Below are 22226 nucleotides of genomic sequence, written 5' to 3' on the forward strand. Positions count from 1 at the left end.
ATCTTCCCGGCCAGTCAAAGCATTCATGCCTTGAACTGGCAGCCTACTCATAGACTATTGCGTTGTAGTGAAAGTCACAGCACAAGGGACATGAATGTACACTTGTGCACTGAAATTATTATTCAAGCCCAAAATCGAGCCTGCGCAGGTGCCTAAGACTGCCGCACTTTCGCCTTTCACGCCAGTCGCAGATGGTCGAAAGCACTGCACTACTGTACCCAACGCTGCAGAATTTGCTGCAGATCAGTGCGTTTGAACGGCTTGGCCAGGTAATCGTTCATTCCCGCCGACAAGCAGGCCTCACGGTCACCCTGCAAGGCATTGGCGGTCAGGGCGATGATCGGTAGCTCGCCGCAGCCGGGCAGTTGGCGGATTTGCCGGGTGGCTTCGTAACCGTCGAGCGTTGGCAGCCGACAATCCATCAGGATCGCCTCGAACGCCTGGTTTGCGGCGCTGTGTACGGCCTGCGCGCCGTCGGTGGCGATGCTCACGGTAAACCCCAGGCTGCGCAGCATGGCTTCGATGACGGTGAGGTTGACCGGGTTGTCCTCCACCAGCAGCACATGGCGCCCCTCACCGTGATGGTTGCCCGCAGGCGTGCGCGGCACCGGTACCGGTAGTGCCTGGCGGGACAGGGCCAGCGGCACCTCCAGGGTAAACACCGAACCTTGTCCTTCCTCGCTTTGCGCGCGCAATGTGCCGCCCATCCGCTCGGCCAGCGTACGGGCGATCGGCAAGCCCAGGCCGGTGCCGCCGTACCGCCGGGAGATGGAACTGTCGGCCTGCTGGAAGGCGTTGAACATCAGTTCCAGGCTCTCGGCCGCGATACCAATCCCGCTGTCACGCACCGAGCAGGTGAACCACAGCAGTTCGTGGTCCAGCGATTGCCATTGGGGTTCGATGGTGATCTTCCCTTGTTCGGTGAACTTCAGTGCATTGCCGATCAGATTCACCAGGATTTGCCGGATCCGGGTCGGATCGCCCGCGACCTGCAAGGCCTGCATGCCGTCGGGAAACTTCAGTTCAAGGCTCAAGCCGCGCTGCGCGGCGCTGTGGGCGAAGGCCTGGGCGCAGCTGCCGATCAGCTCGGCGAGGTTGAACGGGATGTGTTCCAGCTCCAGCGCCGAGCGCTCGATGCGCGAGAAGTCGAGGATGTCGTTGATGACCTTGAGCAGGTGTTCGGTGGACTCCGATGCCAGTGCGGCGTACTCGGTTTGCTCCGCCGTCATCTCGGTGGTTTCCAGCAATTGCAACATGCCCAGCACACCGTTCATGGGGGTGCGCAATTCATGGCTCATCATTGCCAGGAAGTCGGACTTGGCGCTGTTGGCCTTTTCCGCTTCTTCGCGTGTCTGGATCAGTTGCGCCATGGCCTGATGCTGCTCACGGCTGGCCTGCTCCAGGCCATCGGCAAGGTTGTTGATATGGCGTGACAGGCTGCCCAGTTCGGCGTCGTCGACGATCGGCAGTGGCCTCTGGTAGTCGCCTTGCTGGATCGCCTTGACGGCGTTGCCCATGGCGCTGATTGGCTCCGACAGGCTGGCGGCCAGGCGGCGGGCCAGCAAGAACGTGAAGAGCAGGGCAAACAACGCCAGGATCCCGGCCTTGAACACGATCTCCTTTTGCCGCTGGCTGAAGGCATCGTTGGACATGCCGACAATCACCCGCCCCAGATAATCTTCGGAAGTGCCCGGGGTGGGGGGCGGACCTTGCAGGAAATCATCGTTGAGCCGGATCCGTTGCAAGCGCACCGGGGCCTGGAACACCTCGACCTGTTGTGGGCGCCCTTTGCTGGCATCGGGTTGCTCGACGTACACCAGCACATTGTTGGCGCTGTCCTGTACTTGCAAGAAGCGTACGTGAGGGGTGGCCAGCGTCGCTTTCATCAGGCTTTCGAGTACTTCCCGGTTGCCGGAAATCACTCCGTACTCGGTGGCCGGGGCCAGTTGGTTGGCGATCAGTTGCCCGGTGTGGTTGAGCTCCTGGCGCAGGTCCTGGATCCGCACGAAGGTAAAGAAGCTGATCAGCAGCAGGGTCAGCAGCAGCGCCGGGCCGAGGCTGATGACCTGGGTGCGGGTATTGATACCCCAATGGCGACGGAACGTCATGGAAGGTGTTCTCCTTCGGCCAACTGCGTTGCAACCGCCGCGGAGTCTATCTGTCCGATCCCCAGGGAGCGCGCGACTTGCGGGTTATTGGCGACCTTGAAGCGATTCGGGTAGAGGCTGCGTGGCCAACTGACCGGTGCCCGGTCAAGCAAGTCGTCAAGGACCGCCAGCCAGTCGCTCTGGTCGCTGTAGGTGCTGGCCAGGCTGCCGGCCTTGACGAAGCCGGCGTTGGGGCCGATCAGGGCAAGCTGTTGGCCATAGCTGCTGAGCAGCAGGTTCTTGGCCGTTTTCGGGTTGTACAGGTCCGGGTCGTCGAGTCCCAGCAATACATCACTGTTGCTGAGCAATGTCTGCAGGGGGCGGCTGTCATTGGTGTTATCCCAGCGTTCGCTGACGATTTCCAGCGACAGTTGGTGGGCCGCCTGATGCAGTTCCTTGAGCAGGAATTCGCTGTTTTTGCCATACAGCACGCCCACGCGCCTGGCTTGCGGCAACAGGTTGCGGGTCAGGCGCAGCTGCCGGCTCAAGGGTGGGTCGCTCCAGAGCAGGCTCAGGTGTAGCGGTCGGGTGTCGCCCACACGTTGATTGGCCTGCAGGCGGCTGACGCGCAACACCAGTGTCGGCGGTCCCTGGCTGTCTTGCAGGCGCCAGTCCAGGGCGGCCAGGTCCAGCAGGATAAGGCGTGTACTGCTGGGGATGCGCGACGGTGGGGGCAGTTCGCCCAGCGGTACAAAGCGCACCCGGTCCTTGGGCCGCTGCCCGGCGAGGGCGTGGGTGAAGGCTTGCATGCCAGGCGTGTCGTCGTCGGCGGTCAACAGCACATCGGCCGCTCGTACGGGCAGGGCGATCAGGCAGGCAAGCAACAGCAGGCCGGCCCAGAGGCCCGGGCTGTTCAGGGTACGGAACCCATTGCGAATGTCGGCCATGTCAGAACACCAGCTCGGCGCTGAAATAGAGCACCTGGCGTGAGTCATAGTTGTTGTCGACAACGGTGGTCGGTTGATTGTCGAGGCGTTGCTGGAGGACACCGGCCAGTTCCAGGCTGGCCTTGCCCAGGCTGAGGCGTTTGGCAATCCGTGTGTCGACGCGCTCGAAGCGGTAGCCGTTGAGCGCGTCATCGCCGTAGTAGAACAGTGCGCTGTTCCAGTCGTTGCCCCAGTCGCGCAGCCAGCCGGCCGAACCACTGTTGCGTGCGGTCAGTTGTTCATCCTGGGGGTTGCTGGCCTGGGCGTCGACATAGGCATATGTCAGGCGCAACCGGTCGGCAGCGCCCAGGTGCCAGTCCAGCTGGGCCTCCGTGCCGCTGAAGCGTGCGGAGTTGGCGTTGCTGGCGATGTATTGGTTGTTGCGCAGCGGTTCACTGATCATGCCGGTGATTTCATCGTGGAACAGCTTTACATCGGCGCTCAGTCCCCACTCCACGAAAAAGCCGTTATAGCCCAGTTCTCGTGAGCGCATGTGTTCCTGTTCGAGGTCGCCGGGGCCGCGGGTCTTGACGAAGTATCGGGCGCTGGTCCGGCCGTAGGCGCCGGGATTGAGCGCGGTCACCTGATAGCTCCAGTTGACGTTGTTCTCGAACATGTCCGGGGAGCGGACGGCTTCGGAGTACACCGCGCGCAGGCCATGGCGTGGATTGATCAGGTAATTGATTGCCACCCGAGGGGTCAGGGAGTCGCCGATCAGCCGGGAGTTTTCGTACATGGCGCCGCCCTGAAGCAGCCAGTGTTCAGTGGCACGCCACTCCAGTTGGCCGAACCCTCGCCAGGTCGTGTCATCGAGGGTGCCATTGAAGTACGTCTCGGAGTCGGCTCGGTCGTAACGATAATTCATGCCGCTGACCAGTCGCAGGCTATCGGCCAGGCTCAGGGTGTCCTGCAACTCAAGGTCGTAACGCGATTCCCGGGAACTCTGGTCAATGTCGCCGCAGACGGTCTGACTGGCACCCGCTTTCCATTGCTCAAGCACTTGATTGCCCAGTGCCTGCTCCGCTGGCGTGCCATTGGGGGCGCCAGGCCCGGTATAGCTTTGCATATGTCGCGCCAGTTGTTCGGCGTAATTGGGATTGAGTTGCCAGAGCTCGGTGAGCTGCGGGCTGAACGACACCTCGGCGTCGCAGGCCCGCCAGGTTTGCTGGCGATCCCAGTGCTGTGCCGAGCCCTGGATGTACAGGCTGTGATCGGGGTTGATGTCCAGGTTCCAGCGCAACGAGCCGGCGTAGTCCTTGGCGACCACGTCGGAGTTGTTGCCGGCAGCGGTAATTCCGGAAAACACCGGGCGGTAGGTATAGGGCCGCTGGTTGCTGCCATCTTTGGCGTTGAGCTGCCAGTCAATGCTCTGTTGCTCGTCGAGGGTTTGACTGACGGCCAGGTTGAAGCGGTTCAGGCGTCGACTGTCGCGGTAATCGTCACCCTGGCGGTCCGAGTCGAAACCGTCATCCTGCTGGCCGGACAGCGACAGGCGCAGGTCGCCGGTTTCCCAGCCGGTGCCTTGGCTGGCGTACCAGTCATCGATGCCGCGCTCACCCCGGGTGACCTTCAGTCGCGTGCCATGACTGGCCGATGGGGCGCGGGTGATGATGTTGACCACCGCCATCAGCGCATTGGCACCGTAGCTGACCGTGTTCGGCCCACGGAAGACTTCGATGCGCTCGATGTCCTCCATGGCCACCGGAATGTCGCTCCAGTCCACCGTCGCCAGGCCTGCGCGGTACACCGAACGGCCATCGATCAGCACTTGCATGCGTCGTGCGCCATCGGCATTGCTGCCGTGGTAGTTCACCACCGCCTGGTTGCCGCTGATATTGCCGACCATCATCCCCGGTACCAGCCTGAGCAGTTCGCTGATGTCCCGGGCTCCGCTGGTCTTGATCAATTCGCTGTCGAGCACGGTCATGCTGCCCGGTACAGCGGCCGGCGACTGTTTGAGGCGAGTGGCGGTCAGCACTTGGGGCAACTGCGCGTTGTCGAGGAACAGGTCATCGGCCAACAGCGCATCGCTGAAGATCAGTGCCAGTGCCAGCGAAGGGCGTAGGTGGGAAGGGCCAACAGACACGATACAGCCTTGATAGCGTTTAGATGTCGCGCATGTTAACCGAGCTCGTTGAGTTTTCCAGTCACGATGCTGGCGTTTTCCTAGGTTTTATTGTCAGGCTTCCTACAAATGCTGGTAATTGTCGCAGGGGCTGGCCGACGGTGGACCGCTCCGTATAATGCGGACATCGCCACTGGTTTGGATGAATGGATTGAATATGACTGAACAGCGCCCGATTGCGGTCCTGGGAGGCGGAAGCTTTGGTACCGCTGTGGCTAATCTGCTGGCTGAAAACGGTCAGCAGGTGCGGCAATGGATGCGAGATCCCGAGCAGGCGGAGGCCATTCGCGTCAATCGCGAAAACCCTCGCTACCTCAAGGGTATCAAGGTGCATTCGGCCGTGGAGCCGGTCACCGATTTGCTGGCCACCCTGACCGAGTGCGACCTGTGCTTCGTCGCGCTGCCGTCCAGTGCCCTGCGCGCGGTGCTCGCCCCCCATGCCGAGCGACTGAGTGGCAAGCTGCTGGTGAGCCTGACCAAGGGCATCGAAGCCCATACCTTCAAGCTGATGAGCGAGATCCTTCAGGAGATCGCTCCACAAGCGCGGATTGGCGTGTTGTCCGGGCCTAACCTGGCACGTGAAGTGGCCGAGCATGCGCTGACGGCCACGGTGGTTGCCAGTGAAGACGAAGCGCTTTGCCAGCGTGTTCAGGCGGCGCTGCACGGTCGTACCTTCCGCGTCTACGCCAGCGCCGACCGCTTTGGTGTCGAGCTGGGCGGGGCGCTGAAAAACGTTTACGCCATCATTGCCGGCATGGCGGTCGCGCTGGGCATGGGCGAAAATACCAAGAGCATGCTGATCACGCGCGCGCTGGCGGAAATGACGCGCTTTGCCGTGAACCAGGGCGCCAACCCGATGACGTTCCTGGGGCTGGCCGGGGTGGGCGATCTGATCGTGACCTGTTCGTCGCCCAAGAGTCGCAACTATCAGGTCGGTTTTGCCCTTGGTCAGGGCTTGAGCCTGGAAGAGGCGGTGACCCGCCTGGGCGAAGTCGCCGAGGGCGTCAATACCCTCAAGGTGCTCAAGGCCAAGGCCCAGGAAGTGGGGGTCTATATGCCGTTGGTCGCGGGGCTGCATGCCATTCTGTTCGAAGGGCGCACGCTGGAGCAGGTGATTGAACTGCTGATGCGCGGCGAACCGAAAACCGATGTCGACTTTATCTCCACCAGCGGTTTCAACTGAGCACTCAATTTACAGGGACTGGGAGCAAGACATGAACGATCCAAAAGCAGAAGCCAAGTATGAGTCCATCCTGTTGCGTGTGCTGTGGATGCTGGTCTATGTGCTGGTCTGGCAGGTGGCGCAGTTTATCCTCGGCGCCGTGGTCCTGGTGCAGTTGATCTATCGGCTGATCTACGGCGCCCCGAGTGCCAGCCTGATGAACTTCGGTGACAGCCTCAGCCAGTTCCTGGCACAGATCGGCCGCTTCGGCAGCTTCCATAGCGACCAGAAACCCTGGCCGTTCGCCGATTGGCCAACCCCGCGCGCGCCTGAAGGCGAGGCCCCGCACACTGTGGCTCCGGCGCCGCACCCGACCCGGGACGAGGAGCCGAAGCTATGAAACTCTGGGTGTTGCGTCACGGCCAGGCCGAGCCCTACGCCCGCAGCGATGCCGAACGGGAGCTGACCGCGCAGGGTCGCGAAGAGGTGCTGCGCAGTGCCGCGCACCTGATCGGCCAGCCGCTGCACGCCATCATCGCCAGCCCCTATGTCCGGGCCCAGCAGACGGCGCAACTGGTGCGCGAGGCATTGGGGTTTGATCCGCAGATTCTCACCGTGCCCTGGCTGACGTCGGACAATAATCCGTTGGCGGTCGTCGGCCATCTCGACTATGCGGACAACATCCTGCTGGTCAGCCATCAGCCATTGGTGGGCAACCTGATCGGCTTGTTGCAGCACGGCCACTTGCGCGCACCGCAACCGATGCACACCGCCAGCCTGGCCGAGCTTGAAGCAGATTACCCACTGGCGGGGGCGATGACGCTCAACAGCGTCAAGCACCCGTAAACACAGGGCTGAACCCGATACCGTGGCGACGGGGCTTGCCCCCGTCGGCCGGTCTGCGTTCGGGCGAAGCAGTCGTCATTCAGTGCGTTCGATCGGTCCGGCAACACGAGGTGACCGGTTTTAGGGCCGCTTCGCGCCCCAGCGCGGGCAAGCCCGCTCGCCACAGGTGCGTGGTTTCCGCTCCCTGATTTGTTCGTAAAAAAAGCCAACCAAGCAACCGCTTGGTTGGTCTATGCTTGCTGCCACCTCGAACAAAAAGGAGCGTCCTCCATGTCCGCCGCTTTTCGTTTGCCGCTGCAAGTGTTCTACGAGCGCGAAGCTCGCCACCCTCATCAGCGCTTCCTGGTGCAGCCCGTGGGCGGCGGACAGGTGGAAAACCTGACCTGGGCTGACGTCGGGCACCAGGCGCGGTGTGCCGCCCACTGGCTGCGCGCTCGCGAATTGCCCAGGGGCAGTCACATTGCCCTGATTTCGAAAAACTGCGCGCACTGGATCATTGCCGACCTGGCGATCTGGATGGCCGGGCATGTTTCCGTTCCGCTGTACCCCAATCTCACTGCCGACTCGGTGGCCCAGGTGCTCGAGCACTCGGAAGCGGCGCTGGCGTTCATTGGCAAGCTCGACGACTGGCCGGGCATGTCCAGGGGCGTCAAGGCCGAGCTTCCCACCATCAGCCTGCCGCTGTGTCCGGCCGGGTCGTTCGACTACCGCTGGGCGGATCTGCAGCGCAGCTCACCGATCCAGGACAACCCGACGCCAGGCGCCGATGAGCTGGCGACTATCATCTATACCTCCGGCACCACCGGCCTGCCCAAAGGGGTGATGCACAGCTTTGGCACCCTGGGGTTTGCGACCACTCATGGCACACAGTTGTTCAACCTGAATGAGTCGGACCGGTTGTTGTCGTACTTGCCCCTGTGCCATGTCGCCGAGCGGATGTTTGTCGAACTGGCGTCCATCTATACCGGGCAAACAGTGTTCTTTGCCGAAAGCCTCGACACCTTCCTTGAGGACTTGCAGCGCGCACGACCCACCGCACTGTTTGGTGTGCCGCGCATCTGGACCCGATTCCAGATGGGGGTCTACAGCAAGATACCGGCCAAGCGCCTGGATTTTCTCCTGGGCCTGCCGATCATCGGCAAGCGGATCGGGCACAAGGTGCTCGCCGGTCTTGGCCTGGATGCCTTGCGCATTGCCCTGTCCGGTGCCGCGCCGGTGCCGTTGGCCTTGCTGCACTGGTACAAGCGCCTTGGGCTGGATGTGCTGGAGGTCTACGGCATGACCGAAAGCTGCGGTTATTCCCATATTTCCCTGCCGGGCCAGAGCCGACCTGGCTGGATCGGCAAGCCTTGCCCGGAGGTGGACGTTCGCATCGACGAATCCGGCGAGGTGCTGGTGCGCAGCGGCGCGACCATGCTGGGCTATTTCAAGGAGCCGCAGAAGACCGCCGAGACCCTCACCGAGGACGGCTTCCTGCGTACCGGCGACAAGGGCGAGCAGGACGCCGAGGGCTATCTGCGCCTGACCGGGCGCCTCAAGGAGATCTTCAAGACCAGCAAGGGCAAGTACGTGGCACCGGCACCGATCGAAAACCGCCTGGCGGTGCATTCGCGCATCGAGCAGGTCTGTGTGGTCGGCGATGGACTGAGTGCGCCACTGGGGTTGTGCGTACTGTCGGCGGTGGGCTTGCAGGACGCCGCCAGTGCCGCGCGCGCGGCCTTGCAGTCAAGCCTGGAAAGCCTGCTGCAGGAGGTCAACGGTGCCCTCGACAAGCATGAGCGCCTGCGCCAGTTGGTGGTGGTCAAGGATAACTGGGCGGTGGAGAACGGCTTCCTGACCCCGACCCTGAAGATCAAGCGCAACGTGATCGAAGCTGCGTATGGCGCCCGGTTTGAAGAGTGGAGTGCGCGTAGCGAGGCGGTCCTGTGGCAGGATTGATTGCGACAACACCAACAACAAAGGACGTAGTGATGAGCCTGTGGCGGACCCTTCCCAACATTGAACACTTGAACGAGACTCAGAAGAACACCATTGGCGAAGTGCTGGATATACGCTTCGAAGCCTTTGATGACGAGTCACTGACCGCCAGCATGGTCGTCGATCACCGTACCCATCAGCCTTTTGGCTTGTTGCACGGCGGCGCCTCGGTGGTCCTGGCTGAAACCGTGGGCTCGATGGCCAGTTTCCTGTGCCTGGACCCCAGCAAGTACTACTGCGTGGGCCTGGAAATCAACGCCAACCACTTGCGCGGCCTGCGCAGCGGACGGGTGACGGCGGTGGCCAGGGCGATCCATATCGGCCGCACCACCCACGTCTGGGACATTCGCTTGAGCGGCGATGAAGGCAAGGTCAGTTGCGTGTCGCGCCTGACCATGGCGGTGGTGCCGCTGGGTGAGGCGCCACCGGCTCGTTGAGATACCTGAGCATCCATGTGGCGAGGGAGCAAGCTCCCTCGCCACAGAGTTCTCCGCGCAATTGGCCTGACTGTCATCACTCATGGCAGTTACAGTCATTGCCGCAGGATCGCGTCTTGCGGACAATCAACACCTGATTTTGTTTATGGACACGCCGTTATGCCGCAGCAGATTTTTTTCACCCATGCCAATGGCTTTCCTTCAGGCACTTACGGCAAGTTGTTTGCCGCGCTGTCGCCGGAGTATCAGGTCGCGCATCTGCAGCAGCATGCCCATGACCCCAGGTTTCCGGCGGACGACAACTGGTACAACCTGGTGGATGAGCTGATTCATCACCTGGAACAGCAACCCGGGCCTGTGTGGGGCGTCGGGCACTCCTTCGGCGGGGTGCTGCACCTGCACGCCGCTTTGCGTTGCCCGCAGCTGTATCGCGGCGTGGTGATGCTCGATTCCCCTGTGCTGACCCGCACGGACCAGTGGGTCATTCGCGCGGCCAAGCGCTTCGGCTTTATCGATCGGCTGACCCCGGCAGGGCGTACCCTGGGGCGTCGCGAAGAATTTGCCGACCTGGAGTCGGCGCGTCGTTACTTCGCCGGCAAGACCCTGTTTCGCGGCTTTGACCCGGAATGCTTTGACGCCTATCTGCAGCACGGCTTGCACAAGGTCGGTGATCGTCTGCGGTTGCGCTTTGATCCGGCCACCGAGATCAGTATCTACCGGGGCGTGCCGCATACCAGCCCGGGGCGCACTCGCCAGTTGAAAGTACCGTTGGCCATCGTGCGTGGCCGCCAGAGCAAGGTGGTCATGCGCCATCACGCAAGCTCCGTCGGACGCCTGCCTCAAGGCGAGTCGCTGACCATGCCCGGTGGCCACATGTTTCCACTGGAGCGCCCACAGGACACGGCCGCGTTGCTCAAGGACCTGTTCACCCGCTGGGAAGGCCGCAGCGCCCGGAGCTGTGCGTGAGCAGCGTTGAAGAGGTTCGCCTGAGCCTGCCGCATATCGAGTTGGCGGCCCATCTGTTCGGACCCGAAGACGGTCTGCCGGTGATTGCCCTGCACGGCTGGCTGGACAACGCCAACAGCTTTGCGCGGCTGGCACCCAAGCTTGAGGGCTTGCGGATTGTTGCCCTGGACATGGCCGGTCATGGGCATTCCGGGCATCGGCCATTGGGCGCCGGTTATGCCTTGTGGGATTACGCGCACGATGTGCTGCAGGTTGCCGAACAGCTGGGCTGGAAGCGCTTTGCGCTGCTGGGTCACTCTCTGGGGGCGATAGTCTCGGTGGTGCTGGCCGGTGCGTTGCCCGAGCGCGTGACGCACCTGGCGTTGATCGATGGGGTGGTTCCGCCCACCACCCTCCACGACAATGCCGCCGAACGCATGGGCATGGCGCTGCAGGCGCAACTGGACCTGCAACACAAGAGCAAACCGGTCTACAGCACCCTGGAACGGGCCGTGGAAGTGCGCATGAAAGGCCTGGTGGCGGTCAGTCGCGAAGCGGCCGAACTGCTGGCGCAACGGGGGTTGATGCCCGTTCCCGGCGGTTACACCTGGCGCACCGACAGCCGCCTGACGCTGGCGTCCCCGCTGCGCCTGTCGGAGGAACAGGCCATGTCCTTCGTTCAACGCATCCAATGCCCCGCGCACCTGGTGGTGGCGGCTGACGGGATGCTGGCCAGGCATGCGCCGTTGCTGGAGCGTCTACCCTTTAGCCGAGAACAGCTGCCGGGTGGCCATCATTTGCACCTGAATGACGAGGCGGGCGCCACCCTTGTTGCAGACTGTTTCAATCGGTTTTTCGCCATTCCTTGACTTGCGCGGGGCAACTGTCGAGGCTGGGCGGGTTGAAATGGGAGACAACCATGATAGATCTCTACACCGCTGCGACCCCTAATGGCCACAAGGTCTCTATCGTGCTCGAAGAACTCGACATGCCCTACACGGTGCATGCCTTGAGTTTCGACAAGAAGGAACAAAAGGCACCCGAGTTTCTCAAGATCAATCCCAATGGCCGGATTCCGGCGATTGTCGACCGCGCCAACGGGGATTTCGCCGTGTTCGAATCCGGCGCGATTCTCATCTATCTGGCTGAACTGAGTGGGCAACTCTTGCCCAAGGACCCGAAAGGGCGCTCGGTGGTGATCCAGTGGCTGATGTTTCAAATGGGCGGCATCGGTCCGATGCAGGGTCAGGCCAATGTGTTTTTTCGTTACTTTCCGGAAAAACTGCAGGGCGCCATCGACCGTTACCAGCATGAAACCCGGCGCTTGTATGAAGTGCTCGACACTCGCCTGGAGTCCGTCGAGTTCCTGGCCGACGCCTACAGCATTGCCGATATCGCGACCTACCCGTGGGTCCGTGGCCATGAGTGGTCGGGGGTCCCGGTCGACGGCTTGCCCGCCCTGCAGCGCTGGATGGCGGCGATGGCGGAACGCCCGGCCGTGCAGCGTGGTTTGTTGGTACCGCAACGCGTTGACGACGCCAGCGTCATCAAGGGCGCCCAGGCCATGCTGATCCGATGAGAGTGCCTTCCAGTTTGAAAAGCATGAGTGTTGCCTGCTGGCTTGCGGCAGGGTGTTTCAGTTCGCTGGTGGTCGCCGCCGATGTTCCCGGCAGCCAGGATCTGCCAGGGGTGCCCCGGATGGCGGATGCGCAGATTGTCGATTACCGTCCGGCGGCCGAGCTCGAGCGGATTTACCCAATGGGTTCGATCCGCAAAATCAGCGGCCAGTTGCGTTTCGACGGGCAGGTCAATGCCCGTGGGCACATGACCTCGGTGACCTACGAACTGCCGCCGGAACATTCGTCCCTCTCGGCCTTTACCGCAGCCCGCGAAGCCTTGCAGAAGCAGGGCGCCGAACTGTTGTTCTGGTGCCAGGCCCGTGATTGTGGCGAAAGCAGCCTGTGGGCCAATGAGGTCTTTGGCAACGCCAAGCTCTATGGCGTCGACAACGCACAGGCTTACCTGCTGCTGCGTCTGGCGCCGCCCCAGGACAATTCGCTGGTGGCGCTCTACAGCATCACCCGCGGCAATCGCCGGGCGTACCTGCATGTCGAGCAGTTCGAAGCCAGTGCGCCACTGGGCGACCTGTTGCCGACCTCCGCCACCTTGTTGCGTCAACTCAAGGACACGGGCGTGCTGGATCTGCCACGCCTGAACGGCGACCCACAAACGGCCTGGCTGACCTTGTTGTCCCGTGGGCTGAATCTGGACACTACGTTACGCATCAGCTTGTCCGGGGCTAATGCCGAAGCCTGGCGCCAGGCGCTGGTCGATCAGGGCGTGCGTACCGCGCGCCTGGAACTTGGCACTGTGGAAACGCCAGGCCTGCGGCTTGAGCTTCTGCGTTAAGCTTGCGGCAGGCGAGCGCGCTGTCAGCCGTTCGCCTGCCTCCTTGTTGATTGACCCTGTTCGAGATTCTTCATGCTCAATAATGATCGGCTATTGGTGCAGATCCTGCTTTTGGTGTTGTTCGGTGCGAGCTTCTGGGTGATGGCGCCCTTCTGGTCGGCGCTGTTCTGGGGCGCGGTGCTGGCATTCGCCAGTTGGCCGCTGATGCGACTTCTGACCCGCTGGCTCAATGGTCGTGAATCCCTCGCGGCGGGCGTGCTGACGCTGGGCTGGATGGTGCTGGTGGCGGTGCCGCTGGTGTGGCTGGGGTTCAACCTGGTGGACCATGTGCGCGACGCAACCGCGCTGTTCAAGGATGTGCAGGTCGATGGCTTGCCCGAAGCGCCGGCGTGGCTGGGCGGTGTGCCCCTGGTCGGCGAACGGCTGGTGGGGATCTGGAACAGCATCGACCAGCAGGGTGCGGCGCTGATGCTGTCGGTCAAGCCCTACCTGGGGCAGGTCGGCAACTGGTTGCTGGCGCGCAGCGCGCAGATCGGTGGCGGTATCCTTGAACTGGCCTTGAGCATCGTCTTCGTGTTCTTTTTCTATCGGGATGGCCCACGCCTGGCGATGTTCGTCCATCGCCTGCTGGAACGCCTGATCGGTGATCGTGCCGGTTACTACATCTCGCTGGTGGCCGGTACCGTGCAGCGGGTGGTCAACGGGGTCATCGGCACGGCCGCCGCCCAGGCCGTCCTGGCCTTGATCGGCTTCCTGATTGCCGGCGTGCCAGGGGCGCTGGTGCTGGGCATCGTCACGTTCCTGCTCAGCCTGATTCCCATGGGGCCGCCGTTGGTGTGGATTCCCGCCACGGCCTGGCTGGTGTGGAAGGGCGATTACGGTATGGCGGTGTTCCTCGGTATCTGGGGCACGTTCATCATCAGCGGTGTCGACAATGTGCTCAAACCGTACCTGATCAGCCGTGGCGGTAACCTGCCGCTGGTGATCGTTCTGCTTGGGGTGTTCGGCGGCTTGATAGCCTTCGGTTTTATCGGCCTGTTTGTCGGCCCGACCCTGTTGGCGGTGGCCTACAGCCTGTTGATCGACTGGAGCAAGAGTCAGGCACGGGTTGAAGAAAAGCGCGAATAACCGGTGTTTGCTGTCGGGCCCCCCATGCCGGGCCCGACACAAATGGCGTGTATGCCGGGTTTTTATCCGTCCAATGACGCCGTTGATGATGATTTACTGATCATCGGGTCCCGGACGGGCTCGTGTTCCGCTACAATGCGCGCCGATTTCGACTTGCCTGAGAGCCCACTCATGTCCGCCTGCCAGACTCCTATCATCGTCGCCCTGGATTTCCCTACCCGTGACGCCGCACTGAAGCTGGCCGACCAGTTGGACCCGAAACTGTGCCGGGTCAAAGTCGGTAAAGAGCTGTTTACCAGCTGTGCATCGGAAATCGTCGGGACCCTGCGCGACAAGGGTTTTGAAGTGTTCCTGGACCTCAAGTTCCACGACATTCCCAACACCACCGCCATGGCCGTCAAGGCCGCTGCGGAAATGGGCGTGTGGATGGTCAACGTCCACTGCTCCGGCGGCCTGCGCATGATGGCGGCCTGCCGTGAAGTGCTGGACCAGCGCAGCGGTCCAAAGCCGTTGCTGATCGGTGTGACTGTGCTGACCAGCATGGAACGTGAAGACCTGGCCGGAATCGGCCTGGACATCGAGCCACAAGAGCAGGTGCTGCGCCTGGCTGCATTGGCGGAAAAAGCCGGGATGGATGGTCTGGTGTGCTCGGCCCTGGAAGCCCGGGCCCTGAAGTCGGCGCACCCGTCGCTGCAACTGGTGACCCCGGGGATTCGTCCGGCGGGCAGCGCCCAGGACGACCAGCGCCGCATCCTGACCCCGCGTCAGGCGCTGGACGCCGGTTCCGATTATCTGGTGATCGGCCGTCCGATCAGCCAGGCGGCCGATCCGGCCAAGGCATTGGCGGCGGTCGTCGCCGAACTGGCCTGATCAAGCACTGAAGATCCGGATGTGGGAGGGAGCGGATCGCCCCCTCCCACAGGATTTTGCTGTCGCCAGGTAGCGCGTTAGACCTTCAGCACCAACTTGCCAAAGTTCTCCCCGCTGAACAACTTCATCAACGTTTCCGGGAACGTCTCCAGCCCGTCGACGATATCTTCCTTGCTCTTGAGCTGCCCCTTGGCCATCCAGCCGGCCATTTCCTGCCCGGCGGCGGCGAACTGCGCGGCGTAGTCCATCACCACGAAGCCTTCCATGCGCGCACGGTTGACCAGTAGCGACAGGTAGTTGGCCGGGCCCTTGACCGCTTCCTTGTTGTTGTACTGGCTGATGGCGCCACAGATCACCACCCGGGCCTTGAGGTTCAAGCGGCTGAGCACCGCGTCGAGGATGTCGCCGCCAACGTTGTCGAAATACACGTCCACGCCTTTCGGGCATTCGCGCTTGAGGCCGGCGAGCACGTCTTCGCTCTTGTAGTCGATGGCACCGTCAAAGCCCAGTTCGTCGATCAGGAACTTGCACTTGTCCGCACCGCCGGCGATACCCACCACACGGCAGCCTTTGAGCTTGGCAATCTGACCGGCAATGCTGCCGACGGCGCCGGCGGCACCCGATAGCACCACGGTATCCCCGGCCTTCGGTGCGCCGACGTCCAGCAGGGCGAAGTAGGCCGTCATGCCGGTCATGCCCAGCGCCGACAAATAGCGCGGCAAGGGAGCCAGTTTCGGGTCGACCTTGTAGAAACCACGGGGCTCGCCGACGAAGTAGTCCTGCACACCCAGCGCGCCATTCACATAGTCACCCACGGCAAAGCCCGGGTGGTTGGAGGCGATGACCTGGCCCACGCCCAAGGCACGCATGACCTCACCGATACCCACGGGCGGGATGTAGGACTTGCCTTCGTTCATCCAGCCACGCATGGCCGGGTCCAGCGACAGGTACTCGTTCTTGACCAGGATCTGACCGGCCGCCGGTTCGCCGACCGGCACTTGCTGATAGGTAAAGGTCTCGCGGGTCGCGGCCCCCACCGGGCGTTTGGCGAGCAGGAATTGACGGTTGGTCTGGGCAGTCATGGCGGGCACTCAAGGGTGGATGAAGTCTGATTGATAGACCCTCGTGGCCGTTGTCGCAAGGTTTGCCGACGCAGCGAATACAGGTCGATCCAGTGGAGTGATAGTCAGGCGGGGATGTTCATCACTGTCACTCATGAGCAATCAACCGGCCTTCTGATAGTGGTGCCGCGTGACGGGGAGGGGTGGCTAGACTGGGGCCGCGCGATCACTCCCATCTTTCGAGGACATAACAATGAGCATGAGATTTTCCGGCCAGGTAGCGTTGGTGACAGGTGCGGCGGCCGGTATTGGCCGTGCGACCGCCCAGGCATTTGCCGCCGAAGGATTGAAAGTAGTCGTCGCGGACCTCGATGTGGCGGGCGGTGAAGGCACCGTCGAGCTGATCCGCGCGGCCGGTGGCGAGGCGGTGTTCGTGCGCTGCAACGTGACCCTGGAAAGTGACGTGAAACACCTGATGGCCCAGGCAGTGAGTACTTATGGACGCCTCGATTACGCCTTCAACAATGCCGGGATCGAGATCGAAAAGGGCAAGCTGGCGGAGGGTACCCTCGATGAGTTCGATGCAATCATGGGCGTCAACGTCAAGGGCGTCTGGTTGTGCATGAAGTACCAGCTGCCGCTGATGCTCGCCCAAGGGGGCGGAGCCATCGTCAACACTGCTTCGGTGGCCGGTCTTGGTGCCGCGCCGAAAATGAGTATCTACGCGGCTTCCAAGCATGCGGTGATCGGCCTGACCAAATCAGCCGCCATCGAGTACGCGAAGAAAAAAATCCGGGTGAACGCGGTGTGCCCCGCGGTGATCGACACCGATATGTTCCGCCGCGCCTATGAAGCCGATCCCAAGAAGGCTGACTTCGCCGCCGCCATGCACCCGGTAGGGCGCATTGGCACGGTGGAGGAAATCGCCAGTGCCGTGTTGTACCTGTGCAGCGATGGTGCCGCGTTTACCACCGGCCATTCACTGGCGGTCGATGGTGGTGTAACGGCGTTCTGAGAAATTGACGAAAAGCGCGTTGTTCGCCCGAGGTACGACTCGGTCAGGGTGATCACCGTCCCGTGGCGAGGGAGCTTGCTCCCGCTGGGCAGCGAAGCGGCCCCCGATAAGGCTATTGCGGTCCTTCAGAAAGAACCCGGTGAGCGGTCTTGGGGTTGCTGCGCAACCCAGCGGGAGCAAGCTCCCTCGCCACGGGGCATGTATGCGCAGCCCAGCATTACGCATTCTTGCGGGGCCTCTCAGCGTCCGACTCCAGCACGTCGTGTGGTCGCGGTTTGTGTTTCAAAGAGTTAGACGCTCATGTGTTGGCGGCGTTGTCGCACATCGATGTGAGGGGCCCTGTGCTTAACTGTTTTTCGGACATGCCATCAAACAGTTGGAGTGGGGCTCTCATGGAGTTGAGAATCGATCGCCAGGCGCTGGTGCCCGTGGTGCAGCAAATCGTTGACGCCCTCGTGGGCTGGATTCGCCAGGGTCGCGTCGAACCTGGAACGCGTTTGCCATCTATCCGGCAACTGGCCCGGGATAACCTGCTCAGTCAGTCCTGCGTCGTTGAGGCGTATGAGCGCATGGTTGTCCAGGGCGTGCTCGCCTCGCGTCAAGGTTCGGCATTTTTTGTCGCCGTGCCTCGGCCCGTGTCCCACGGTAGCGCTGCCGAGTTGGGCCTCGCAGGCAGTGGTGCGGCAACTGAGGGCCCATTGGACAGCTTGCCGCTCGGGCGCGCAGGCATGCCCGAAAGCTGGCGGGAGAGCGATGACCTCCGTTATGCCATTCGCCAGGTGGCCGGCACCGACATGGCCGGGCTGTTCAATTACAGCACCTCCCATGGCTTGCCAGCCTTGCGCCAACAGATCGTCAAGCGTCTGAAGCAGCAGGCAATCGCTGTCGAGGAACAACAGGTGCTGACGACCGCAGGCGCTACCCAGGGGCTGGATCTGATTATCCGGGTCCTGCTCAAGCCCGGTGATTGTGTCGTGGTGGAAAGTCCCGGTTATTCGAATCTGTTCGAGCAACTCAGGTTGTGGGGCGTCCGCTTGCTGGAGGTTCCGCGAACCCCGTGCGGGCCTGATACCGAAGCGTTGGAGCGGTTGCTGGATGGGCACACGCCACGGGCCTTGTTCATCAACAGTCAGTTTCACAACCCGACGGGCAGTTGCCTGACTCGCGAGGTGGCGCAGCGGGTGCTGGAACTGGCCGAGAGTCATGGGCTGATCATTGTCGAGGACGACGTTTATGCTGATTTCCAGGAGCGCACGGGCAGCCGCCTTGCCGCGCTGGATACCGGCGGGCGAGTGGTATACGTCGGCAGTTTTTCGAAAACACTCAGCAGTTCGTTGCGGGTCGGTTACGTGGTGGCCAGCGCTGAAAGGATCGCGTGCCTGGCACGGGTCAAGATGATCAGCAGCCTGGGTGCCTCGCGGTTTTGCGAATCGGTGCTGGCCTGTCTGCTGGCCAATGGCGCTTACCGTAAGCTGGTGCAACGTCAGCGCCAGCGCCTGAAACGTGACATGAGCGCCGCGTTGCAGGCGCTGGAAGAGGTCGAGTGGGAGGTCTTCGGCAAACCCGTCGGCGGCCTGTACCTCTGGGCACGACCCAAGGCGTGTGACCCGGCCCGGGTACGTATGCTCGCCGAGCGCTTGGGGGTTTCACTGTCGTCCACAACCGCGTTCAGCCCGGCTGGCCGGGCCAGTGATTGGTTGCGCATCAATGTGGCCTATGCCGGTGACTCACGGGCACTGGCTTTCTTTCGAGCCTGCGCATTACCAGATCGACCTCAAGCGTTCTGAAAGCGACCAGTGTGTAGCTTTTTGCCATTATTGCGGCGCCGGAGACTTGTGCTTGGGGCCGCCCCGTTGCGACTCTGCGTCAACAGACAATGGCCGCGTCGCCATTGGCCACTGACGGGGGTTGCGAGCAATGATTTCGGACGTGCAAGGACGTTTTGCCAACCTGGGTATGGCAAAGAAACTGAGTCTGGGGTTTATGCAGGTTTTGCTGTTGACGGCGCTGGTGGCCGCCATCGGTGTCTGGTCCTTGCACACCATCAGTCAGCGCTTCGATGGTCTCAAGCAGATGTCGTCGCTCAACAGCGGCTTGCTCAAGGTCCGTCTGCTGGAGCAGGAGTACGCTTTGCACGGCGACTCGAAAACCGTCGATGCCTTGCATGAAGGTGTCGATGCGCTGATCGTTCTGGCAGGCCAGCTCAAGGCTCAGTCAGCAGCCAATGCGGCGCTGATGGATGAGGTGGGGCAATCCCTGGGCGCCTACCGCAAGGCCTTCGATGAATTTGTCGAACTGGCCTCGGCCAAGGACCTGGCACTGGAAATGGCCAGTTGGTCGGTCTCCAGCGTGGCCAATAACCTTGATGTGTTGCAGGCCGGGCTGGCCGATGATGGCGCCTATACACTCAAGGAGTCCGAGGGTAAGGACGGCGCGGAGTTTATCGAGCAGGCCAATCAGGTCAGCCAGGTGTCGAAGCTGATGCTGCAGGCGATGAACGAAGCGCGGCTACGCCTCGAGCAGAGTCGCAAGGCCAGCGAGGACGGTGCCGGGCAGGGCGGGATCGAGCAGGCCGACCAGGCGCTGGCCCAGGCACAAACGCTGAGGGGCGCGGTCAAGGATGCGGGTTATCAGACGGTGCTCAGTGAAGTGGCCGGACATATCGCCAGTTTCAGCGAGAAGCTCACCGAGTACACCGGCTTGCTGACCCAGGAGAGGCTGGTGTATCAGCGGTTGCATGAGCGTGCCGATGAAGTCGTGCAGCGGGTTGATCAAGCCTATCGCGGGCAGGACCAGGCGATGCAGGTGGAGCTCAAGAATAACGCGCTGTTGATCATTGCGTCTTCGGCATTGGCATTGTTGGTCGGTGTGATTGCCGCGTGGTTCATTACCCGACTGATCGTTGCGCCTCTGCGCAGCGTGATTCGCGTAGCCGAGCAAATCGCCGCGGGCGACCTGAGCGCCACCGTGCAGGTGACGCGTCGCGATGAAATCGGCCAGTTGATGCAGGCAATGCAGACCATGGGGGCCGGGTTGAGCCAGATCGTCAGCGGGTTGCAGGCGGGCATCGAGCAACTGGCGAGCTCCGCGCAGTCCTTGTCAGCCGTGACCGAGCAGACCAATCTCGAAGTCAGCAGCCAGAAGGAAGAGACCGATCAAGTCGCCACCGCGATGAACCAGATGACAGCCACCGTACACGACGTGGCACGTAACGCCGAGGAAGCGGCGCTGGCGGCGCAAACGGCCGATGGCAAGGTCGAAACCGGCCAGCAGGTGGTCCGCCAGAGTATGCAGCGGATCGAACAACTGGCCGACTCGGCAGGTTTGGCCAGCGCCAGCATCGAGAGCCTCAGTTCGGAAATCCAGAACATTGGCACGGTGCTCGGTGTCATCAAGAGCGTCGCCGAGCAAACCAACCTGCTGGCGCTCAACGCGGCGATCGAAGCTGCGCGGGCGGGGGAGCAGGGCAGGGGCTTTGCCGTGGTGGCGGATGAAGTTCGGGCATTGGCCAAGCGCACCCAGCAATCGACCGAAGAAATCGAGCGGCTGGTGAGTGCCTTGCGCGCGGCCGCGCAGGCGTCGGTGCAGCAGATCCAGAGCAGTGGCGAGCTGGTCAAGCTCGCGGTCAGTGATGCGTTGCAGACCGAAAGCGCGCTGGGCAGCATCGCCGCGGCGGTATCGCTGATCCAGCAGATGAACCAGCAGATTGCGGCGGCCGCCGAGCAACAGAGTTCGGTGGCTGAAGAGATCAACCGCAGCGTGACCAGCATCCGGGCCAGCGCCGATCAGTCCTCGGTGGCCATGCAAGGCAATGCCGCGTCAAGCATCGAACTGGCGCAGTTGGGGGGTGAGCTGAAGGGGATGGTGGGGCATTTCAGGTTGTAGCGCAGGGAGAATGGCTCAAGACCCCGCGCGCCTGTCGGTGAATCCCTTCAGGCGCTGGCAAGGCGGGTGCTCGGTCGCGGTACGGCGCACTCAGTCGTAGATGGCCTTCTTCTTCCAGTCCGCATCGGCCTCGACGTCCTTGAGGCCTTCGGTCAATTCGTTGACCTCGCCTTCAACCGGTGCAATGTGGGTCAGCACCATGGAGTTGGCGCGAGCCAGGAGCTTCTCCAGATATTGCAGCTGTTCGCTGTAAACCTTGGGGTCCGGTTGTTTGCGCAAGTACTGCACGCCGCGCTCGAACGCCAGGCGGGCCTGGCCGGGTTGTTCCTGTTGCAAGGCGTGCTGGCCGAGGTTGTTGAAGAACTCGATGTGCAGCAGCACCAGCATGTGGCGAATCTCGCGGATCCAGCCTTTGGCTTCGTTGGTCGGCAGGAAGCCGTCGTGGGCCGCCCGCGTCACCTGGCCATGCAAGGCCTCGAGCAGGAAGCGAACGTCCTTGGCCTTGGCTTCGGTCTGGATCGGCGCTGGCGGGTTATTGACCGGGATGGACTCGCCTTGTGCGACCAAGGCTGTCAATTCATCAATGCGGGCTTTCAGGCTGGCGCTGGATTTATCCAGATTCAGCATGCGCTGGCAGACATTGAGCTCCAGCCGGGTCAACAGCAGTTTGAGCGCCGGGGTCATCAACTGCCCGGGGAAGGTCTCGGTGATTTCGCCACAGCGGCGCAGGCGGTCGTTGAGTTCGACCTTGGTTCGGGCCTTTTCCAGTTTATTGTTTTCCACCACATGGTTCATGTAGCCAATGGCGATCAATAGTGCGATCCCGACTATTACTAGCAGGGTGATCATGAGTGGTGTCACCGTGAAGACCTCTTTATTGGGTTTGCGTACGAGTGTAGTGGCTAAGCCTGGGGGCGGATAGGGCACCGCGACGGGCTGGAACGGCCGATCGCGCTACGTGCAAAGGCAGCGCAAGGATGGATGCATATCGCCAGTATCGTTATGGAAAGGACTATAGCGTCTTGGCGGGTGACAGAATATAGGCGTCAAAGCCCGGTCGGACGAAAAGCCCGAATCGCCCCTGAAAGGGCGGCGAAGTCATTGATTTAAATAAATTTATATCGGGGGGTTGACGACCCCTCAATCCATCCATAGAATGCGCGCCACTTACAGCGGAAAGCGAACAACGCAACGCGGTAGGGAGTGAAGTTGTAGCTGTGTCCCCTTCGTCTAGTGGCCTAGGACACCGCCCTTTCACGGCGGTAACAGGGGTTCGAGTCCCCTAGGGGACGC

General features: G+C 62.1%; 19 protein-coding genes, 1 tRNA gene and 1 pseudogene. 16 read left to right on the forward strand and 5 right to left on the reverse strand.

The window, feature by feature from the left end; translation table 11 throughout:
* Positions 1-209: 209 nt before the first annotated feature.
* From AC3WQN_RS14530 to AC3WQN_RS14540, 3 genes are read right to left on the reverse strand one after another with little or no spacing between them, the layout of a single operon-like run.
* On the reverse strand, positions 210-2108 hold the full coding sequence (locus AC3WQN_RS14530; RefSeq protein WP_103399419.1) for an ATP-binding protein: 1899 nt from the start codon (positions 2106-2108) through the stop codon (positions 210-212).
* Positions 2105-3034 (reverse strand): ABC transporter substrate-binding protein, encoded by a 930-nt coding sequence (locus AC3WQN_RS14535; protein ID WP_103399418.1) that lies wholly within the window; start codon positions 3032-3034, stop codon positions 2105-2107. Before AC3WQN_RS14535 ends, AC3WQN_RS14530 begins: the two co-directional genes overlap by 4 nt.
* A 1-nt stretch (position 3035) precedes the next feature.
* The gene (locus AC3WQN_RS14540; RefSeq protein WP_103399417.1) at positions 3036-5159 is read right to left on the reverse strand and encodes a TonB-dependent receptor plug domain-containing protein; all 2124 of its coding nucleotides are present in this window, start codon (positions 5157-5159) and stop codon (positions 3036-3038) included.
* 196 nt (positions 5160-5355) lie between these two features.
* Here AC3WQN_RS14540 and AC3WQN_RS14545 point away from each other — a divergent pair, with 196 nt between their 5' ends.
* From AC3WQN_RS14545 to pyrF, 11 genes are all read left to right on the forward strand, one after another.
* On the forward strand, positions 5356-6381 hold the full coding sequence (locus AC3WQN_RS14545) for an NAD(P)H-dependent glycerol-3-phosphate dehydrogenase (RefSeq protein ID WP_103399416.1): 1026 nt from the start codon (positions 5356-5358) through the stop codon (positions 6379-6381).
* Positions 6382-6412: 31 nt separating this feature from the next.
* Positions 6413-6760 carry a DUF4389 domain-containing protein gene (locus tag AC3WQN_RS14550; protein ID WP_103399415.1) on the forward strand — a complete coding sequence of 116 codons (348 nt, stop codon included), beginning with the start codon at positions 6413-6415 and terminating at the stop codon, positions 6758-6760.
* Entirely contained in the window at positions 6757-7206 is a 450-nt protein-coding gene (gene sixA / locus AC3WQN_RS14555; RefSeq protein WP_103399414.1) for a phosphohistidine phosphatase SixA, read from the forward strand. Before AC3WQN_RS14550 ends, sixA begins: the two co-directional genes overlap by 4 nt.
* Before the next feature lie 270 nt (positions 7207-7476).
* Entirely contained in the window at positions 7477-9144 is a 1668-nt protein-coding gene (locus AC3WQN_RS14560) for an AMP-binding protein (RefSeq protein ID WP_103399413.1), read from the forward strand.
* Between the two features lie 32 nt (positions 9145-9176).
* Positions 9177-9620: a hotdog fold thioesterase gene (locus AC3WQN_RS14565; protein WP_103399412.1), complete on the forward strand. Its 444-nt coding sequence runs from the start codon at positions 9177-9179 to the stop codon at positions 9618-9620.
* A gap of 159 nt (positions 9621-9779) precedes the next feature.
* On the forward strand, positions 9780-10586 hold the full coding sequence (locus AC3WQN_RS14570; RefSeq protein WP_103399411.1) for an alpha/beta fold hydrolase: 807 nt from the start codon (positions 9780-9782) through the stop codon (positions 10584-10586).
* Positions 10583-11434: an alpha/beta hydrolase gene (locus AC3WQN_RS14575; RefSeq protein ID WP_103399410.1), complete on the forward strand. Its 852-nt coding sequence runs from the start codon at positions 10583-10585 to the stop codon at positions 11432-11434. The genes AC3WQN_RS14570 and AC3WQN_RS14575 overlap by 4 nt, the downstream gene beginning before the upstream one ends.
* A gap of 50 nt (positions 11435-11484) precedes the next feature.
* Positions 11485-12144, forward strand: a complete 660-nt coding sequence (locus AC3WQN_RS14580) for a glutathione S-transferase family protein (protein ID WP_103399409.1) — start codon at positions 11485-11487, stop codon at positions 12142-12144.
* Positions 12145-12167: 23 nt separating this feature from the next.
* Positions 12168-12974 (forward strand): DUF4892 domain-containing protein, encoded by an 807-nt coding sequence (locus AC3WQN_RS14585; protein WP_371918479.1) that lies wholly within the window; start codon positions 12168-12170, stop codon positions 12972-12974.
* Positions 12975-13046: 72 nt separating this feature from the next.
* Positions 13047-14102 (forward strand): AI-2E family transporter, encoded by a 1056-nt coding sequence (locus tag AC3WQN_RS14590; protein WP_103399407.1) that lies wholly within the window; start codon positions 13047-13049, stop codon positions 14100-14102.
* 171 nt (positions 14103-14273) lie between these two features.
* Positions 14274-14972, forward strand: a complete 699-nt coding sequence (gene pyrF / locus AC3WQN_RS14595; RefSeq protein WP_172736464.1) for an orotidine-5'-phosphate decarboxylase — start codon at positions 14274-14276, stop codon at positions 14970-14972.
* 77 nt (positions 14973-15049) lie between these two features.
* On the opposite strand, the gene AC3WQN_RS14600 is transcribed toward pyrF, so the two are convergent.
* Positions 15050-16054 carry an NADP-dependent oxidoreductase gene (locus AC3WQN_RS14600; protein WP_103399406.1) on the reverse strand — a complete coding sequence of 335 codons (1005 nt, stop codon included), beginning with the start codon at positions 16052-16054 and terminating at the stop codon, positions 15050-15052.
* A 232-nt stretch (positions 16055-16286) separates the two neighbouring features.
* Between AC3WQN_RS14600 and AC3WQN_RS14605 the strand changes: the two genes are divergently transcribed.
* The 4 genes and pseudogenes from AC3WQN_RS14605 to AC3WQN_RS14620 all read left to right on the forward strand — a co-directional run bounded on the left by AC3WQN_RS14605 (position 16287) and on the right by AC3WQN_RS14620 (position 20933).
* Positions 16287-17048: an SDR family oxidoreductase gene (locus tag AC3WQN_RS14605; protein WP_103399405.1), complete on the forward strand. Its 762-nt coding sequence runs from the start codon at positions 16287-16289 to the stop codon at positions 17046-17048.
* A 392-nt stretch (positions 17049-17440) separates the two neighbouring features.
* Positions 17441-18835, forward strand: a complete 1395-nt coding sequence (locus AC3WQN_RS14610; RefSeq protein WP_103399404.1) for an aminotransferase-like domain-containing protein — start codon at positions 17441-17443, stop codon at positions 18833-18835.
* Between the two features lie 286 nt (positions 18836-19121).
* Positions 19122-20027, forward strand: a pseudogene (locus AC3WQN_RS14615) (methyl-accepting chemotaxis protein); the annotation flags it as partial.
* 201 nt (positions 20028-20228) lie between these two features.
* On the forward strand, positions 20229-20933 hold the full coding sequence (locus AC3WQN_RS14620; protein WP_492606943.1) for a methyl-accepting chemotaxis protein: 705 nt from the start codon (positions 20229-20231) through the stop codon (positions 20931-20933).
* 90 nt (positions 20934-21023) lie between these two features.
* Here AC3WQN_RS14620 and AC3WQN_RS14625 read toward each other — a convergent pair whose 3' ends face one another.
* Positions 21024-21782 carry a hypothetical protein gene (locus AC3WQN_RS14625; protein WP_178081885.1) on the reverse strand — a complete coding sequence of 253 codons (759 nt, stop codon included), beginning with the start codon at positions 21780-21782 and terminating at the stop codon, positions 21024-21026.
* Positions 21783-22152: 370 nt separating this feature from the next.
* Here AC3WQN_RS14625 and AC3WQN_RS14630 point away from each other — a divergent pair.
* Positions 22153-22225: transfer RNA gene (locus AC3WQN_RS14630), tRNA-Glu, on the forward strand.
* Position 22226: the final 1 nt, after the last annotated feature.

The organism is Pseudomonas sp. FW300-N1A1 (assembly GCF_058789115.1).

What these genes read in the sequence shown, in the direction of transcription:
- AC3WQN_RS14530 (WP_103399419.1), bottom strand. Translation starts at nt 2,108, where the DNA reads ATGACGTTCCGTCGCCATTGGGGTATCAATACCCGCACCCAGGTCATC.
- AC3WQN_RS14535 (WP_103399418.1), bottom strand. Translation starts at nt 3,034, where the DNA reads ATGGCCGACATTCGCAATGGGTTCCGTACCCTGAACAGCCCGGGCCTC.
- AC3WQN_RS14545 (WP_103399416.1), top strand. Translation starts at nt 5,356, where the DNA reads ATGACTGAACAGCGCCCGATTGCGGTCCTGGGAGGCGGAAGCTTTGGT.
- AC3WQN_RS14550 (WP_103399415.1), top strand. Translation starts at nt 6,413, where the DNA reads ATGAACGATCCAAAAGCAGAAGCCAAGTATGAGTCCATCCTGTTGCGT.
- sixA (WP_103399414.1), top strand. Translation starts at nt 6,757, where the DNA reads ATGAAACTCTGGGTGTTGCGTCACGGCCAGGCCGAGCCCTACGCCCGC.
- AC3WQN_RS14560 (WP_103399413.1), top strand. Translation starts at nt 7,477, where the DNA reads ATGTCCGCCGCTTTTCGTTTGCCGCTGCAAGTGTTCTACGAGCGCGAA.
- AC3WQN_RS14565 (WP_103399412.1), top strand. Translation starts at nt 9,177, where the DNA reads ATGAGCCTGTGGCGGACCCTTCCCAACATTGAACACTTGAACGAGACT.
- AC3WQN_RS14570 (WP_103399411.1), top strand. Translation starts at nt 9,780, where the DNA reads ATGCCGCAGCAGATTTTTTTCACCCATGCCAATGGCTTTCCTTCAGGC.
- AC3WQN_RS14580 (WP_103399409.1), top strand. Translation starts at nt 11,485, where the DNA reads ATGATAGATCTCTACACCGCTGCGACCCCTAATGGCCACAAGGTCTCT.
- AC3WQN_RS14585 (WP_371918479.1), top strand. Translation starts at nt 12,168, where the DNA reads ATGAGTGTTGCCTGCTGGCTTGCGGCAGGGTGTTTCAGTTCGCTGGTG.
- AC3WQN_RS14590 (WP_103399407.1), top strand. Translation starts at nt 13,047, where the DNA reads ATGCTCAATAATGATCGGCTATTGGTGCAGATCCTGCTTTTGGTGTTG.
- pyrF (WP_172736464.1), top strand. Translation starts at nt 14,274, where the DNA reads ATGTCCGCCTGCCAGACTCCTATCATCGTCGCCCTGGATTTCCCTACC.
- AC3WQN_RS14600 (WP_103399406.1), bottom strand. Translation starts at nt 16,054, where the DNA reads ATGACTGCCCAGACCAACCGTCAATTCCTGCTCGCCAAACGCCCGGTG.
- AC3WQN_RS14605 (WP_103399405.1), top strand. Translation starts at nt 16,287, where the DNA reads ATGAGCATGAGATTTTCCGGCCAGGTAGCGTTGGTGACAGGTGCGGCG.
- AC3WQN_RS14610 (WP_103399404.1), top strand. Translation starts at nt 17,441, where the DNA reads ATGGAGTTGAGAATCGATCGCCAGGCGCTGGTGCCCGTGGTGCAGCAA.
- AC3WQN_RS14620 (WP_492606943.1), top strand. Translation starts at nt 20,229, where the DNA reads ATGACAGCCACCGTACACGACGTGGCACGTAACGCCGAGGAAGCGGCG.
- AC3WQN_RS14625 (WP_178081885.1), bottom strand. Translation starts at nt 21,782, where the DNA reads ATGATCACCCTGCTAGTAATAGTCGGGATCGCACTATTGATCGCCATT.